Consider the following 15,330-nt stretch of genomic DNA (forward strand, 5'->3'; position numbering starts at 1 on the left):
ACAGACCTCCTTAAGTCAGTGATGCGGTTATAATGGAGATGAAATTTCTCCTCCCACATTTATAAACATACTTTAGTATCTTACCATCGCCAACATATTTTAGCAACGAAAAGTATGTTGATTTATCTTTCTCGATTAATTAAAGTTTCTCAACCTGTTCGTAATCAAGTTCGGCAGTTGTTTCACGGCCAAACATCTCAATCTCTGCAAATACTTTAAATTTATCAGGCTGTACATCAGTGAGCTTACCCGTAAGTCCGTTAAACGCACCATCAATAATGGTAACTTGATCGCCAACTTCAAAGTTAACAGAACTTTGTCTAGTCGTCTCACCCATTGAACGCAAGATGTGCTTAATCTCTTCATCTAGCAGTGGTGCTGGCTTGCTACCGGCACCATGACTACCGACGAAACCAGTCACACCTGGCGTATTTCTCACGATAAACCATGACTCGTCTGTCATGACCATTTCAACTAAGACATAACCAGGGAAAACTTTTTCCATCTCCACCTCGTTCTTGCCGTTCTTCTTCTCAACTGACTGCTCTTCTGGAACAATCACACGGAAAATATTATTTTCCATTCCCATTGATTGTGCACGCGAGAGCAGGTTGGTCTTCACCTTATTTTCATATCCCGAATAAGTATGAAGTACGTACCATTTTTTTTCGAATGTTTCCATGTTTACTCCTTAAAAATTTCAAATAAAAAAGCCTCGCAATTTGCGAGTCTTTCCGTTGAATAGATTGTAGCATAAATTACCGCTCTTTGCCACTAAAAGAAAATCAGGGTTAACCTAGTAAAGATTAAATCCAATAGGCCAAGGTAAACGGCAAAGAGAATGGATTGTGTAATTACGACACCTGTATCATGCCGATTTTCTTTGGCCGTTGGCCAAGTAGTCAACTTCATTTCTGAGATAACGCCCTTAATAAACTTCATCTTTAACCTCTACCTTGTTTCCTTATGAATTGTATACTTACCACAATGCTTACAAAATTTATTTACTTCCAAGCGCGTGGTGCGATTCTTGTTCTCGGTAATAGTATAGTTCCTTGAACCACAGACACTGCACGCCAGCGCAATTTTCCTAACCGCCATGAGTTTCACCTATATCTTAATTTAGTGGTTAATCCCACTTAACTTGCTAACAATACGACAGTTGATTATAGCATGTGTCACTAAAATTTCCAATTATTTAATTAAAGTATAGTCGACGTCAGGTAATAATTCAAACTTACCTTTTAACCCGGAAGTAATATAGACCTTACGTTCCTTAGTGACAAAGATTGCTTCGGTGTCCTTGCGTGATTCGATATACTTTATTCCTGTGGTGAGACCTTTGTCAAAAGTTGCAGTCGACAGCGCATCCCCATTAATTGACTTATTGGTGATAATTGAAACACCCATCAAATTATTCTCAAATGGATAACCTGTCTTTGGATTCATTAGATGCATGTAGGTCTTATTCCCTACTTTCAAATAGCGCTCGTAAATACCGGAGGTCACAATTGTTTTATTTGTGGCCGGTAATTTCCCCAGTGAGGTTCCACGCGGCGACTTCGGATCTTGAATTCCTACAGTCCACGGCTGCTTACTACCTTTTGGTGAATGACCCATCACAAAAATATTGCCACCAAGATCCACAATGGCCGTATTTACACCGTCGTTTTTCAACACCTTAACAACTTCATCCGTGATATAGCCCTTAGCAATGCCACCGAGGTCCAGTTTCATTCCCACATCTTTCAAGTAGACAGTTTTCTTTCGCTCATTCAAAACAACATTTCTGTAGTTTACAAATTTCAATTCACGGTCGATTTCCGCCTGACTAGGCTTTCTAGCATCGTCAAAACCGATATGCCACAGGCTAGTGATTGGCCCGATAGCTAAGTCAAAAGAGCCTGCAGAATTATTACTATAGTACTTCGCCCGTTTGATGAGGTAGAAGACGTCATCACTCACCTTTACCGGCTCTTTTCCAGCCTCATCATTGATATGGTCAACCTCGGAGCCCTTTTGATTAACTGTGATCTTGTTGGCCAATTCCTTCACGCGGGCAAAAGCGTCCTTTAAAGCTGCTTCCTTTTGGGCATGATAGATTTTAATTTGCACTACTGTACCCATGAGAAACTGCGTATCTTCGATGGGCGTCTGTACCACCTTTGCAGCAGGCTTAGCACCTTCGTGTGCTGTAGCACTACAACTCGTCAAAGCTACTAGGTTCAGACTAAAAGTCAGAGCAATAATTATTTTTATTATTTTTTTTGGCATAAAATCAGTCCTTAAAATAAGAAAAAGAGTAGCCTAAACTACTCTTCAACTTTTAAATTTTGCGGTTCAAATACTAATCTTTAAAGACATAGTTGTCAACTGTAATCTTATCGGTATTCCCAGCTTGCGCTGCATTCATCAACTGTTCTGCATAAAGCAAGAATGAATGTGATGTGTGAGTTGCACCGGAAACAACTTCAACCTTAGAAATGTCTCCACCCGATTTAGTCAATGATTCTGCTAATTGAGGGATGTACTCCTTCGGACCAATATTGTTGACCTTCTGCATGTTCTTTTCGTACTCTTCGTCTTCAGTCTTTGATTTACCATCCTTATCGATGTAGTCAAAGTCTGTCTTCGTAATCTTACCACCAGCAACGGTGATTGCTAGAGTTGCACGGTAGCCGTTCTTTTCGTTCTTTTCTTCGAGTGAATATGTACCGTCTTGCATCTTAGCTTCGTTCTCAATCTTGATTGTATCAGTGTTACCAGCTTGAGCAGCCTGAACTAATTGTTGTGCATAGTTCTTGAATGAGTCAGAAGAATGTGTTGCACCGGAGACAGTTTCGATTGAGCTAATATTAACACCGTTTTGTTTCCAAGCCTTCTCAAGCTCTGGAATATATTCAGAAGGACCAACGCCTGACTTTTCCTTCATCGTCTTGTTATATTCTTTGTCATCTTTCTTAGACTTGCCGTCTTTATCGACGTAATCGTAAGATGTCTTTGAGATCTTGCCATCTTTAACAGTCATTGAGAGCACTGCACGATAGCCATTGTAGTAGCCTGTCTCTTCGAGCTTGTAAGTACCATCTTGTAAATCGCCCCCGGCAACCTTAGTAGCTTCTTTTGTTTCAGTCTTCTTTGAGCTCTTTGAAGTTTGCGAAGACTTGTCTTTACTATCAGTAGAGTCCTTTGAGCTTGATTGTGCTGAGCATGCTGTCAACAACAATGCAGAAAGAGTTACTGCCGAAATCCCTGTAACAACTTTAGTGAGTTTCATAAATTAAGACCATCCTTTTTATGATATTGTGATTGTGTAGCCTTTCACACAAACTTATTTTAAATCATTCACATTCATCTTGCAACAAAATTTTTGATAACGTTTACAATATTGAGGTTATTGATAATTTTTTAAAAATTAATATTTGTGAATTTATAGACATACCTTGTGATTTTTTGCTATAATTGCTCTGATGTTAAAACAAAATATCAACATATAAAGGGGTGTAAATATGACCCAAAAGAATATTGTGGTCGTTGGTGGAGGATTTGGTGGTCTCTATACCGCTAAGCATCTAGCCAAGAAACTGAAGAAGAACAAGGATGTCAAAATCACTTTGATTGATAAGCATTCCTACTTTACATACATGACTGAGCTTCATGAAGTTGCAGCAAATCGTGTAGATGAGAATGCTATTCAATACGATTTAAATCGGTTGTTTAGTCGGCGTAAGAACGTTGACGTTGTAACTGATGAAGTGACAAGCATCAACAAAAAAGACAAGAAAGTCGTGACCAAGAGTGGTTCTTTCGACTATGACTATTTGGTTCTTTCGATTGGTGCTGAACCAAATGATTTCGGAACTCCAGGCGTTAAGGAACATGGTTTCACACTTGGAAGTTGGGACGAAGCTGTAAAACTAAAACGCCATGTCATCGATATGGTCCGTCGTGGTGCAGTTGAGCGTGATCCTGAAATTAGAAAATCATATTTAAACTTTGTCGTTGTCGGTTCGGGTTTTACTGGTACAGAGACAATCGGCGAGCTACGCGCATGGCGTGATCGTCTGGCAGCAGAGAACAAGCTTGATCCAGAGGAAATCGTCTTTACGATGATGGAAATGGCCCCAACAATCATGAATATGCTCGATCGAAAAGATGCGGCTAAGGCAGAGCGCTACTTCGAGAAGAAGAATATTCGTGTGATGAAGAGTACTGGGGTTACAGGAGTGCATGAAGACTACGTTGACCTGAATGATGGTTCAACTTTCCCTACACGTACGCTCATCTGGACAGCAGGTGTCAAGGCCTCATCACAGGCGGCTTCGTTTGGTTTCGAACAAGGACGTGCTGGTCGAATCTTGGTCAATAAACAAAGTCAGGTTCCTGATGACAAGAGTATCTATGTTATTGGTGATGTCTCATTTATTGATGAAGACGGCACCGGTAAGGGACAACCACAAATCGTTCAAGGTGCTGAATCAGGTGGTGCGTGTGCAGTAGCCAACATTCTTGCCGATATGAACGGACAACCTGCGGTCGACTTCAAAGGAAAGTATCAAGGATTCATGGTCTCTCTTGGACCAGTCTACGGTGTTGCTTACCTAATGAACACCTTCCACCTCAGTGGTTTCTTTGCAACACTGATGAAACACTTGATCAACATGCTCTACTTTGCCCAGATTTATTCCGGTTATAATTTGTTCCATTATATAATGCACGAATTCTTCCGCATTAAGGGAACGAACCTGTTTAGAGGAAATATTTCTCGTTATGGTAACGTTCTCTGGACATTCCCAACCAGAATCCTACTAGGAATGATGTGGCTTGTTGATTGTTGGGGTAAGGTCCAAGGCGAGGGTTCTTGGTTTACCGATAAACTCCGCCTACCATTTACTTGGCTCTATCCAGCACAAGCAACTAGCGCGGCTAGTGGCGCAGCAGAAACCACATCAGCAGCTAGCGGTGCAGAATCATCAGCTGCTACATCTTCTAGTGTTGCACCTAAATTTGGACTTTCATACGAATATGGTCATCAACCAATGGCTGTCTTTGACACGATGCCTCAGTGGATGGAGAGCATTACGAAGGTCATGGTGCCTAATAAAGAAGTTGCCCTAGCATTCCAAAAAGGAATGACCGTTGTCGAAATCATGCTTGGTTTATTCCTAGTTATTGGTTTCTGCACATTCTTTGCCGGCGCAATGTCAGCAATCTTCGTTGTTATCTTCTCCCTTTCAGGTATGTTCTACTGGGTTAACATCTGGATGTTTATTGCTGGTATTGCCGTGATGAATGGCTCTGGACGTGCATTCGGACTTGACCGGCGCTTTGTACCATGGCTCCAAAGAAAGCTAGGCAAAGCAAGGTATGGGGTTGAAAGATCGATCTACTACCCGGATAGTTCCAAATAAATAGTTTAAATATCGAGGTTCTATAGTAGAATTACTATAGAACTTTTTGATTGGAGACGTCTGTTTGAAAAAATGGGTTAAGGGCTTAAAAGAAAACGATATGTTTGCTTGGGGAGACCTTGTGGTTATCGGCTTACTGGTCATCCTCTCTTTCCTACCCTTATTTGTTTTTGCCCAGCAACAACAGGCAAAAGTCGATGTAACCAGTTCCTCCAGTAAGGAGGTTAAGATTATGGCGGTAGTCTCACACGATGGTGAGACCATCAAGGAATTCAACCTGACCGATCATGAGGGGACCACAACGTGGACCTACCGCGATGATGACGGACATTACAATAAGATTGAGGTTAAGGGCAAGAAGATTCATATCGTTGAAGCAAATTGTGCCGATCAAGTCTGTGTCCGCCAAGGATATCGGTCGAAGGTTGGGCAGTCTATCGTCTGTTTACCTCATAAGCTATTAATTGAGATTAAGTCTTCCGATGGAAAAAACGTAGATGGCGGGTTAGTAAACTAGTGAAGAGAGAACGAACAAATAAAAATTTAGAACGCTACATCTACATTGCTATTTTGTGTGCACATGGTGTCATCATTGGACTAATTGAACGCTCTATTCCGTCACCATTCGTCTTCGCACCTGGTGCAAAAATTGGCTTGCCGAATAGCATCACACTACTATCCCTGTTCACGCTCAACTTCAGAGATTCATTGGCACTGGTTCTAATTAGGCTTGTCCTGACGACCCTAATTGGAGGGACTGTATCCACTTTTATGTATGCATTCTCCGGCGCCATGCTCAGTTTCTTCTCAATGTATCTAATTAAAAAACTACACCCAAAATATATCAGTTTCATTGGTATCTCAGCTGTTGGCGGCATCATGCACAATGTTGGCCAACTGGTCACCGCCAGTTTAATTGCACAGAGCTTCAGTGTGATGCTGTACTTACCGGTTCTTGCAGTCATGGGAATTTTAGCAGGTATTGCAGTGGGAATAGTGGTCAACTATCTCTTGAAACACGTTAAAGCTCTCGGACTCATCACAACTAAACTCTATTAACTACAGAAAGGTCTGTTATGGACAACCAGCTTTATTTTTGGAATAACTACCCCATCATTCAAGAACAACTTATGCAGGTGAATGAGATTATTCACGCTGAAATAAACAAGGTTAACGGTAAAGTTGGCTTGGCCCTACGTGACTCGTTTGCAGTCAATGGCAAATTACTACGACCCGCGCTAGTGCTAATGTTTGCCCAATTTGCCGAGCTAGATAAGAACACTAAGCGGCGCATGTTAAATGTGGCGGCCGCCGTAGAATTCCTCCATAACGCTACGCTCATCCACGACGACATTATCGATGAGTCAAAGATGCGGCGAGGTGTCCCATCGATTCAGGCAAAGTATGGCAAACACGTCGCGGTCTATGCAGGTGATTATCTCTTCGCCCTCTGTTTTAAATTGTTGAGCGATAATGGCAAAAGCATGAAGAGCCTGCAATTTGATGGCAGAACAATGCAGGGAATTCTTGGTGGTGAACTACAACAGCTTGATCATGCCTACGATTTAAACCTGACAAAGGATGATTATCTAGAGCAAATCAAGGGTAAGACGGGGTTGTTATTTGGTTTGAGCTGCTTCCTCGGTACATACGAGAGCGGCCTGAAAATCAGCTTAGCACGGCATGCTGCGGAATACGGCGAGATCATGGGCCAGGCTTTCCAGGTCAAAGACGACATCCTTGATTATACGGTGTCCGCCAACCAGTTAAAGAAGCCCGTTCTACTAGATGTCAAAAACGGGATATACTCCGGGCCGCTCATCTTTGCGTTAGAGCGGGATAAAGATGCGACACTACGCACGCTAGTCGCAAAGAAGCAAGAACTGACTCCTGCAGAACTACGTGAAATTGAACGGCTGGTAAATGAACTTGGTGGCGTTCAAGTGGCAAACGAACTGGCCGATAAATTGACGGCTAAGAGTATCAAACTGTTAAAACAAAAGTTTCCCGAGAATAAGGCACGAGCAGATATTGAGCAACTAACTGCTCAGCTAATTTCTAGGACATACTAAAAGGGACGGAAATTTCCGTCCCTTTTTTTGTTACGCCAGCTTGCGCTAATATTCTTCTCTAGTAAAAGAACACTAGCTTTTGAATCGAACAAAAAATGACTTGCAAAAATTCAACGCCACCGTCGAACCCTTGAAAGTCATTTAATAATCAGTGCTTGATATTCTCTTCGATGAATTTTTTGATTTGTTCGTCGGAGTCTTTCATGAATGGAAGCATTTCTTTTTCAGTCTTCAGCGTATCACGGCTATTCTTCTCCATGAAGTAATTCCACAATACATCTCTTACAGGTGTCTTGTCGTCACTCCAGTCAAAAACCTCACGTAATTGACGATCTAACAATTCTGTCTTAAATACTGTTGTACTTGCCATACTTGATTACCTCCTAAATTATTTACAACTCTATTATAATACTTATTTTAGGAAGTGAAGCATTTTAAATTCGGAATCCCTAATTTTAGACGATTTTTTTAAATTTTTGTCTGCACCGATCACGGGCAGCAATTAGCTGTGTGGGCGTACAATCGAGAATCTTCAGCGCCTCAGCCTGCGTTACCACGCCAATGTTCATCCTAAATGCGACAAGCTCAGTCAGCGATAATTCGTCAATATACATCTCTAATTGTGTAATATTCACATCACTTGCACTAGACTCACTGATCATAAAAACGTCATTTTTAATGATCTTATCACGAATTTTCTTTGACGGGGTTACCTGACTTTCAAGTGACAACGCCTCAGAGTACGGCGCACGCTTCTTTGCCAGCTCGAATCGAACGAGACTCTTCGCATGTTGCAGAAACCTCAACTGGAAAAAGCCACCGAAACGAACATGCATATTTTCATCAAATAGCACAGCGGACTCATAGCAGATAAACATTGCATCCTGCTGCCAGTCAAGGTAATCATACGAGCGTAAAAAGTAGCGCCTAATTACGCCACGAATCATCGGTTGGTACCGTGCACAAAGCTCAACTAGCGCATCACTATTTTTCTGCCTTGTTAGCTCAATCAATTCTAAATCAGATAATTTTTCCATTTTCTGCCCCCGGCAAGTTTAATACGCTAACTATAGCAAGCGCTTTCAGATGTAGATACCGAACGTCTGTTTTTCTGACACAAAACCGGGAAAGTGTCTCACATTTGTGGCTTATAGAGCACTATCCACACACAAAAAAGCAGTTGGCGAATGCCAACTGCACAGTTTTGTTTCCTTAATTAGTTATGGATAACCGTTTATTACTATCCTTCCCTACTGGTGAACATCTGATACAACAAAATACCAGTAGCGACGCCGGCGTTCAAACTCTGTACATGTCCTATCATCGGTATGGTCAACTTCTGATCCATCTGCTCTAGCAGCAACTTAGAAATTCCCTTACCTTCATTACCGATCACAAGTACGGCCTTCCCTTTAGCGTTCCATTGCCGATAATCATCACCGTTCATCGCCGTACCGAAGAACCAGTAACCCTGGTCCTTCATTTTTTTGACGGTCTGAACTAAATTAGTCACGCGCGCGACCGGCACGTGGTCAATCGCACCCGTTGATGTCTTCGCCACCACACCGGTCAAACCAGTTGCACGGTGTTTCGGAATAATTATCGCGTCAACCCCGGTGGCATCGGCCGTTCTGAGAATCGAGCCTAGATTATGCGGATCCTCAATTCCATCGAGCATCAGAATAAATGGGTCATGCTTTCTTGCTTCGAAATCAGCTAGGAGCTCATCAAGGTCCGCGTAAGCAAAGCTTGCGATTGCTAGCACGATGCCCTGATGATTTCCCCTATCGACCAGCTGATCAAGCTTAGTTTTAGGAACCGTTTGAACCACCAGGCCTTTGGCCTTTGCGAGACCAAATACTTCCTTCGCAAAGTCTTCTTGGACACCAGACTGGAGAAATACCTTGTTAATTGTCGTTTGATCCATTTCTTTCAGATAATCCACCGCAGCGTGGCGGCCGAAAACGAAATCGGGATTAGTTGAATTTATATCCATGAAGGGCTCCTGTTTCTACTTGTGTGATACACCAATTGGCTAGTTCTGCGATCCGCTCATCCTGTCTGTCTAACTTCAAATAGCCAAAGACTGCTTCAAACCCAGTCGAGAGGCTGTAAGTACCCACCGACGTGTTTTTGGCATGAGTATAGCTCTTGGCGTTTCTACCACGCAAGAAAATTTCTTGCTCTGTAGCCGTCAAAATCTCATCTTCTTGCGCCTTCGTAATAAGCGCCGCCTGTGCCTTAGCAGAGACGTATTTGGTCGCAGTATTTTGTAGTTGTTTCGGCCGAACGATGCCGGTAACCACGAGGTGTTCGCGCACGAATACCTCATAGACAGCATCGCCGACGTAGGCAAGTGTAATACCGTTTAAAACATTTGGATCCTTTAATTTAGTCATCTATCCTCTTCCATCTGGTTCCCTGTGGTGTATCTTCAATCACGATACCCATTTCTTTTAATTGCTCACGAATCTCGTCACTCTTGGCAAAATTCTTCTCGTCGCGGGCTGCATCTCTTTGCCAGAGCAAATCTGCCACCTGTGCATCTAGGTGAGTATCCTGATCTTTAAACTCGATACCAAAGATTAACATGATTTTCTTGAACTCTGTGACGAAGCGGGTTAATTGCTCCTTATCGACTTGTGCTTTAGTAATTTCTTGGTTAATGTGCCGTAACATGCCGTAAACAACGGTCAAGCCATTCTGAACGTTGAAATCATCATCCATCACAGTGGTGAATTGTTCTAGTGCCGCATCCAGTCTCGTAGCAAGATTTGGACTAGACACACTCGTGGTACTGTCATTTAATCTATAGGCAATATCGTCCAAAGTATTCTGCATCCGCTGCAGCACATTACCGGCCTCCACAAGGTTCTCCTCAGTATAGCGTATTGGACGCCGATACTGTGTGCTAGCCATGAAAAAGCGTAATGAACGTGCATCGACATGTTGTAACAGCTCATGAACCGTGACGAAGTTACCAAGTGACTTACTCATCTTCTCGTCATTTTGGCCCACGGTCACGAAACCATTATGAAGCCAGTAATTAACGAATTTCTTGCCCGTCTTTGCTTCGCTCTGCGCAATTTCATTCTCATGGTGCGGGAATTGCAGGTCCTGGCCCCCGCCGTGAATATCAAAAGTCTCACCAAGGTACTTAGTCGACATCACCGAACACTCGATGTGCCAACCGGGACGGCCCTGTCCCCATGGTGACTCCCAGCTAATCTCATCTGATAACTTTTGCGCCTTCCAAAGAGCAAAGTCGATGGGATCTTCCTTCACCGCCAGCTCCTCATCGTTGACGTGCTGACTAGCACCAGTCTCTAGCTCGGCGATGTTCTGGTCGGAGAGCTCGCCGTAGTGGGCAAATTTCTTAGCGCGGTAATAAACGTCGCCATTGACCTCGTATGCATAGCCATTCTCGATTAATTTAGCAATAAACGCAATAATCTCCGGGATGTTCTCCGTAGCCCGTGGATTAACAGTTGCCGGCTCAATATTTAAAGCACCGGTATCTGCCATAAAGGCATTAATATACTTGTCCGCCAGCTCACCCACAGTAATTCCGTCGGCCCGCGCCTGGTTAATCATTTTATCATCAACGTCAGTGAAGTTTGACACATAGGTGACATCATAACCGCGATACTCGAGGTAACGCCTGATTGTGTCAAAGGCGATAGCACTTCTGGCATTACCAATGTGGATATAGTTGTACACCGTCGGTCCACAGACGTACATTCGTACTTTTCCCTCTGTTAGGGGCTTGAATTCTTCCTTAGTTCGGGTCAGGGTGTTAAAGACTTTCAACATAATGGGGCTCCTTTACCATTTACTAAACAAATTGATATGTTGTCATTATATTAACACAATGAAGAAAAAGTCCGAACGTTGTGTGTCCGAACTTTTGCAAATTAGTTTATTAGTTTAATTGTCAGCTAGCCAAGTTGTGCAAGCGTCTCGTCGATGTGTTTCAACGTCTTCTCGCGGCCCAATAACTCGATTGCCTCACCGATACCTGGACCATGCATTGAGCGAGTCGTGGCTATCCGTAGTGGCATAAAGAGCTTTCTTCCCTTGACCCCTGTATCCCTTTTAACAGCATTGATTGCTGCCATAATTTGTGGTGCAGTGAATCTCTTCAGGTCAACCAGTTTCTGTCTGAAATCCTTGATGGCAATTGCCGCGCTCTCGTCAGCCATCTCAGCGAGCGAAGCCTCATCAAGTTGAGCTGGATTTGTAAAGAAAATCGCGGCCATCTCTGAGATTTGGGCGGTGTAACTCATTTGTCCGGCATAGATATTCACGAGCTGTCTGACCCATTCGATTTTCGCTGCATCAGGCTCTTCTTCAACTAAGCCCTTCTCCTGCAAGTTTCTCAATGAGAGATCAAGAAGGATGTCGCGATCCGCTGCCTTCACATATTGGTTATTCACCCACTCCAGTTTCTTCTGGTCGAATGAAGCCGGTGATTTACTTAGACGCTTTGGATCGAATTGCTTAATCAAATCCTTCTGGTTGAATATTTCAGCCTCACCAACAGGTGACCAACCAAGTAGGGTAATAAAGTTGAACATTGCGTCTGGTAGGTAACCTAACTCGCGGTATTGCTCGATGAATTGTAGTACGGATTCGTCACGCTTCGATAACTTTTTCCCGGTAGCGGTGTTGATGATTAGCGTCATGTGCCCAAATTCAGGTCGTTTCCAGCCAAGTGCATCATAAATCATTAGTTGCTTTGGGGTATTTGCAATATGATCATCACCGCGCAAAACATGGGTAATTTCCATCAAGTGGTCATCTACGACAACAGCAAAGTTGTAAGTTGGCATCCCGTCGCGCTTTTGAATCACGAAATCGCCACCAATAGTCTCACTCTTGAATTCAATCTTCCCCTTAACGATGTCATCCCATTCGTAGGTGACGTCTGTTGGTACCCGGAAGCGGATTACAGGCTCTAGTCCTTTAGCTTCGGCTGCGGCCTGTGCCTCTTTAATCTGTTCCTCGGTCATCCCTTCGTATTCGTAGACATAATGTGGGGCAATGCTCAAAGATTTCTGAGTCTCACGCTCCGCCTCAAGTTCTTCCTCTGTCTTATATGACTTATAAGCCAGACCTTTCTCCAGCAGTTCATTAATATATTTGGTGTAGAGTTCTCTCCGCTCAGACTGTCGGTAGGGACCAAATGGTCCGCCGATATCCGGACCTTCGTCCCAATCGATGCCAAGCCATTTCAGGTTGTCTAGCTGACTTCTTTCACCGTCAGCAATGTTTCTTTTAGTATCAGTATCCTCAATTCTGATGACAAAAGTACCCTTGTTATGCCGCGCGTATAAATAATTGAATAGCGCAGTTCTTGCATTACCAATGTGCAAATGTCCAGTTGGACTTGGTGCATATCTAACTCTAATTTTATCAGTTGCCAATTTCATAGCCTCTTTCTTATTTATCGCTTGTTTAAGTTTACTCGTTCAGCCGCGTTTTTTCAAAAGTCATTTCTCACTTCCGGGGAAAAAGCCGTCGCAGTGCTTCATCGATTGAGCTCACACCAATCAATTCTATTGTCCGCGCCACCTGTAGGCCACGTTTCAGGTTATGTTTCGGGATAAACATCCGCTGAAAGCCAATCTTTTCCGCTTCCTTAATACGGTCCTCGATCTGATTAACCCGGCGAATTTCACCAGTCAGGCCGATCTCACCAACGAAACAATCACTGGCTAGTACTTCTTGTTCCTTATAACTGGATGCAATGGCCACGGCGATTGCTAAATCGATTGCGGGTTCATCTAGTTTCATCCCGCCCGTAGCCTTCAGGAAGGCATCCTGATTTTGCAGCATCAAATTACCCCGCTTCTCGAGGACTGCCATGAGCAATGCCAATCTGTTGTAGTCAATCCCACTCGCAGTCCTTTTTGCATTACCGAACGCTGTGGGGGAAACTAGGGCCTGAATCTCCGCCAAAATTGGTCTTGTGCCCTCAAGTGAAACAACTACGGCCGAGCCCGTGCTATTTGGTAGTCGTTCGTCCAAGAAGATCGCCGAGGGATTAGTCACCTCTTCGAGCCCACTAGTATGCATCTCGAACATCCCAATTTCGTTGGCAGCGCCGAATCTGTTCTTGACGGAGCGCAGAATACGGTAAGAGTGGTGGGCATCCCCCTCGAAATACAGCACGGTATCCACCATGTGTTCCAGAATTTTCGGTCCGGCAATGGCCCCTTCTTTAGTAACGTGGCCAATGACGAAAACCGTAATTTGATCATTCTTCGCGATTTTCATCAGTTCGCTTGTGACCTCACGTACCTGTGCTGTGCTGCCAACCACCGAATCAAGGGCCGGTTCATTCATGGTCTGAATTGAATCAATAATTAGGTACTCTGGCTTAATTTCAGCTATCTGCTCCCGAATATTACCCATATCAGTCTCCGGGTAAAGTAACAGTTGTGGTGCGTTTACGCCCAGCCGGTCTGCACGCATCTTGATTTGACTAGCACTTTCCTCACCTGATACGTATAAGACGGTGTGTTCCTTACCCAGGTTACCCGTAATCTGAAGCAACAATGTGGACTTGCCTATACCGGGCTCCCCACCGATGAGTACGAGTGATCCAGGAACGATTCCACCCCCGAGAACACGATCAAGCTCCTCGTACTGGGTCTTTTGACGCAGCTCATCTCTTTGAATCACCGCATCTAGTTTAATCGGTTCATTCTGGCCCGACTTGGTCATTAGCCGACTAGGTGTTGCTTTGGTCGACGCCTTTTGCACCGTTTGTTTCTCTTCCTTGAATTGATTCCACGCACCACAGTTAGGGCAGCGCCCCAAATAACTGGCAGAGATGTAACCGCAATTCTGGCAAACGTACTGGGTCTTTTGTCTAGCCATCAATTACCACCCTTTACACCTGACGAGCCAAATCCGCCGGTCCGATCGTTGACAATTTCTTCCTCATCGTCCGTGGTCATGAATTGCGTAAAGATTCCCTGAGCAATTCTCTCGCCTTTATGCAACTTGGCAGTGCGCACACCAAAATTGATTAGTTGAACAAAAATTTCGCCCTCATTGTTGGGATTATTGTAATAATCAGCATCAATCACACCGATACCGTTAGGTAGGATTAATCCCCTCTTTAGCGGGTTGCTGGACCGGTTCGCTAAAATCAGAACCTCATTTGCCGGCATGTACGCCTTGATGCCGGTAGGTACCAGAAATGGTTTCAAGATATCGCTAGCCAGACTATAGTCACGTTCGTTAAGTTCATGGGCATTTCTAATTAGGCGAAAAATCCGCACGAAATCCAGCCGCCAGATCGACGGAATTTCAAAGTCTTCGGCAACCTCAAAGTCATAACCAGCCGCCATCTTTGTCTGCCTGGTCGGTAAATTCAAGTTGGCATCCTGATAACGCGCAACTATTTCAAATCCCCGTTTTTTCATCATTTTCTCCCATCGTATTTCTTCTCAAATTATTATACCAACAAAAAAGGTTTTTTTATTGCTATCTGGGAGTTTTTTTTAGACAATAGGCATAAAAGGAGATGACCGTCATGGAATTCGAAAAAGGACCAAATCGTTACTTTAAAAACGATGATGCTGGCAAATTAATTGGCGAGGTGACTTTTGAGCAAATAAACGATGACTCTGTCATTGTGATTGAGCACACGTTTGTGAACCCGGCATACAGACACCAAGGGATGGCCGCTCAACTCGTGCAGAAGGTGATTGACCAGGCACGGGCCGAAAACAAGCTGATTAACCCAGTTTGCTCATACGCCAAGTCAATGTTCATAAAGACGCCTGAATTAAAGGACCTGTGGTACAAACACAATTAGCCAGTTTTTAAAGAGG

The 15,330-nt window shown here is 43.7% G+C and carries 18 protein-coding genes; 5 read left to right on the forward strand and 13 right to left on the reverse strand.

Annotated elements, in window-relative coordinates; translation table 11 throughout:
- Positions 1 to 139: 139 nt before the first annotated feature.
- The 5 genes from nusG to pplA form a co-directional block, all read right to left on the reverse strand.
- Positions 140 to 682, reverse strand: coding sequence for a transcription termination/antitermination protein NusG (nusG, locus tag FC62_RS06010; protein ID WP_056946511.1), 543 nt, complete (start codon positions 680 to 682; stop codon positions 140 to 142).
- 92 nt (positions 683 to 774) lie between these two features.
- Positions 775 to 942, reverse strand: coding sequence for a preprotein translocase subunit SecE (secE, locus tag FC62_RS06015; protein WP_054745485.1), 168 nt, complete (start codon positions 940 to 942; stop codon positions 775 to 777).
- Positions 943 to 951: 9 nt separating this feature from the next.
- A complete protein-coding gene (gene rpmG, locus FC62_RS08020) occupies positions 952 to 1,101 on the reverse strand; it encodes a 50S ribosomal protein L33 (RefSeq protein WP_075362777.1) in 150 nt (49 codons plus the stop codon).
- Positions 1,102 to 1,194: 93 nt separating this feature from the next.
- Positions 1,195 to 2,247, reverse strand: coding sequence for an FAD:protein FMN transferase (locus FC62_RS06020; RefSeq protein ID WP_371857355.1), 1,053 nt, complete (start codon positions 2,245 to 2,247; stop codon positions 1,195 to 1,197).
- 100 nt (positions 2,248 to 2,347) lie between these two features.
- Entirely contained in the window at positions 2,348 to 3,277 is a 930-nt protein-coding gene (pplA, locus tag FC62_RS06025) for an extracellular electron transfer flavoprotein PplA (protein WP_054745484.1), read from the reverse strand.
- A gap of 232 nt (positions 3,278 to 3,509) precedes the next feature.
- Between pplA and FC62_RS06030 the strand changes: the two genes are divergently transcribed.
- From FC62_RS06030 to FC62_RS06045, 4 genes are all read left to right on the forward strand, one after another.
- On the forward strand, positions 3,510 to 5,411 hold the full coding sequence (locus FC62_RS06030) for an NAD(P)/FAD-dependent oxidoreductase (RefSeq protein ID WP_056946515.1): 1,902 nt from the start codon (positions 3,510 to 3,512) through the stop codon (positions 5,409 to 5,411).
- 100 nt (positions 5,412 to 5,511) lie between these two features.
- Entirely contained in the window at positions 5,512 to 5,928 is a 417-nt protein-coding gene (locus FC62_RS06035) for a NusG domain II-containing protein (protein ID WP_056946795.1), read from the forward strand.
- Complete coding sequence (locus FC62_RS06040) at positions 5,928 to 6,470, forward strand: Gx transporter family protein (protein ID WP_056946517.1); 543 nt, start codon at positions 5,928 to 5,930, stop codon at positions 6,468 to 6,470. The genes FC62_RS06035 and FC62_RS06040 overlap by 1 nt, the downstream gene beginning before the upstream one ends.
- A 17-nt stretch (positions 6,471 to 6,487) precedes the next feature.
- A complete protein-coding gene (locus tag FC62_RS06045) occupies positions 6,488 to 7,483 on the forward strand; it encodes a polyprenyl synthetase family protein (RefSeq protein WP_054745479.1) in 996 nt (331 codons plus the stop codon).
- 148 nt (positions 7,484 to 7,631) lie between these two features.
- Here FC62_RS06045 and FC62_RS06050 read toward each other — a convergent pair whose 3' ends face one another.
- The 8 genes from FC62_RS06050 to FC62_RS06085 all read right to left on the reverse strand — a co-directional run bounded on the left by FC62_RS06050 (position 7,632) and on the right by FC62_RS06085 (position 14,919).
- Entirely contained in the window at positions 7,632 to 7,853 is a 222-nt protein-coding gene (locus FC62_RS06050) for a P8 family protein (RefSeq protein ID WP_056946519.1), read from the reverse strand.
- A gap of 85 nt (positions 7,854 to 7,938) precedes the next feature.
- On the reverse strand, positions 7,939 to 8,520 hold the full coding sequence (locus FC62_RS06055; RefSeq protein ID WP_056946521.1) for a hypothetical protein: 582 nt from the start codon (positions 8,518 to 8,520) through the stop codon (positions 7,939 to 7,941).
- Between the two features lie 203 nt (positions 8,521 to 8,723).
- Entirely contained in the window at positions 8,724 to 9,479 is a 756-nt protein-coding gene (rlmB, locus tag FC62_RS06060; protein ID WP_056946524.1) for a 23S rRNA (guanosine(2251)-2'-O)-methyltransferase RlmB, read from the reverse strand.
- Positions 9,460 to 9,882 carry a Mini-ribonuclease 3 gene (locus FC62_RS06065; RefSeq protein WP_054745474.1) on the reverse strand — a complete coding sequence of 141 codons (423 nt, stop codon included), beginning with the start codon at positions 9,880 to 9,882 and terminating at the stop codon, positions 9,460 to 9,462. The genes rlmB and FC62_RS06065 overlap by 20 nt, the downstream gene beginning before the upstream one ends.
- Positions 9,875 to 11,293, reverse strand: coding sequence for a cysteine--tRNA ligase (cysS, locus tag FC62_RS06070; RefSeq protein WP_054745589.1), 1,419 nt, complete (start codon positions 11,291 to 11,293; stop codon positions 9,875 to 9,877). Before cysS ends, FC62_RS06065 begins: the two co-directional genes overlap by 8 nt.
- A gap of 128 nt (positions 11,294 to 11,421) precedes the next feature.
- A complete protein-coding gene (gene gltX / locus FC62_RS06075) occupies positions 11,422 to 12,909 on the reverse strand; it encodes a glutamate--tRNA ligase (protein WP_054745587.1) in 1,488 nt (495 codons plus the stop codon).
- A 73-nt stretch (positions 12,910 to 12,982) separates the two neighbouring features.
- Entirely contained in the window at positions 12,983 to 14,368 is a 1,386-nt protein-coding gene (radA, locus tag FC62_RS06080) for a DNA repair protein RadA (RefSeq protein WP_056946525.1), read from the reverse strand.
- On the reverse strand, positions 14,368 to 14,919 hold the full coding sequence (locus FC62_RS06085; RefSeq protein WP_056946527.1) for a dCTP deaminase/dUTPase family protein: 552 nt from the start codon (positions 14,917 to 14,919) through the stop codon (positions 14,368 to 14,370). The genes radA and FC62_RS06085 overlap by 1 nt, the downstream gene beginning before the upstream one ends.
- Positions 14,920 to 15,029: 110 nt before the next feature.
- Here FC62_RS06085 and FC62_RS06090 point away from each other — a divergent pair, with 110 nt between their 5' ends.
- Positions 15,030 to 15,314 (forward strand): GNAT family N-acetyltransferase, encoded by a 285-nt coding sequence (locus FC62_RS06090; RefSeq protein WP_054745470.1) that lies wholly within the window; start codon positions 15,030 to 15,032, stop codon positions 15,312 to 15,314.
- The last annotated feature ends 16 nt before the right edge of the window (positions 15,315 to 15,330 follow it).

The organism is Amylolactobacillus amylotrophicus DSM 20534 (assembly GCF_001434555.1).
GTDB classification, from domain to species: Bacteria; Bacillota; Bacilli; order Lactobacillales; family Lactobacillaceae; genus Amylolactobacillus; species Amylolactobacillus amylophilus.

What these genes read in the sequence shown, in the direction of transcription:
- FC62_RS06065 (WP_054745474.1), bottom strand. Translation starts at nt 9,882, where the DNA reads ATGACTAAATTAAAGGATCCAAATGTTTTAAACGGTATTACACTTGCC.
- FC62_RS06035 (WP_056946795.1), top strand. Translation starts at nt 5,512, where the DNA reads ATGTTTGCTTGGGGAGACCTTGTGGTTATCGGCTTACTGGTCATCCTC.
- secE (WP_054745485.1), bottom strand. Translation starts at nt 942, where the DNA reads ATGAAGTTTATTAAGGGCGTTATCTCAGAAATGAAGTTGACTACTTGG.
- FC62_RS06050 (WP_056946519.1), bottom strand. Translation starts at nt 7,853, where the DNA reads ATGGCAAGTACAACAGTATTTAAGACAGAATTGTTAGATCGTCAATTA.
- FC62_RS06045 (WP_054745479.1), top strand. Translation starts at nt 6,488, where the DNA reads ATGGACAACCAGCTTTATTTTTGGAATAACTACCCCATCATTCAAGAA.
- FC62_RS06055 (WP_056946521.1), bottom strand. Translation starts at nt 8,520, where the DNA reads ATGGAAAAATTATCTGATTTAGAATTGATTGAGCTAACAAGGCAGAAA.
- FC62_RS06090 (WP_054745470.1), top strand. Translation starts at nt 15,030, where the DNA reads ATGGAATTCGAAAAAGGACCAAATCGTTACTTTAAAAACGATGATGCT.
- FC62_RS06030 (WP_056946515.1), top strand. Translation starts at nt 3,510, where the DNA reads ATGACCCAAAAGAATATTGTGGTCGTTGGTGGAGGATTTGGTGGTCTC.
- pplA (WP_054745484.1), bottom strand. Translation starts at nt 3,277, where the DNA reads ATGAAACTCACTAAAGTTGTTACAGGGATTTCGGCAGTAACTCTTTCT.
- FC62_RS06085 (WP_056946527.1), bottom strand. Translation starts at nt 14,919, where the DNA reads ATGAAAAAACGGGGATTTGAAATAGTTGCGCGTTATCAGGATGCCAAC.
- radA (WP_056946525.1), bottom strand. Translation starts at nt 14,368, where the DNA reads ATGGCTAGACAAAAGACCCAGTACGTTTGCCAGAATTGCGGTTACATC.
- nusG (WP_056946511.1), bottom strand. Translation starts at nt 682, where the DNA reads ATGGAAACATTCGAAAAAAAATGGTACGTACTTCATACTTATTCGGGA.
- rpmG (WP_075362777.1), bottom strand. Translation starts at nt 1,101, where the DNA reads ATGGCGGTTAGGAAAATTGCGCTGGCGTGCAGTGTCTGTGGTTCAAGG.
- rlmB (WP_056946524.1), bottom strand. Translation starts at nt 9,479, where the DNA reads ATGGATATAAATTCAACTAATCCCGATTTCGTTTTCGGCCGCCACGCT.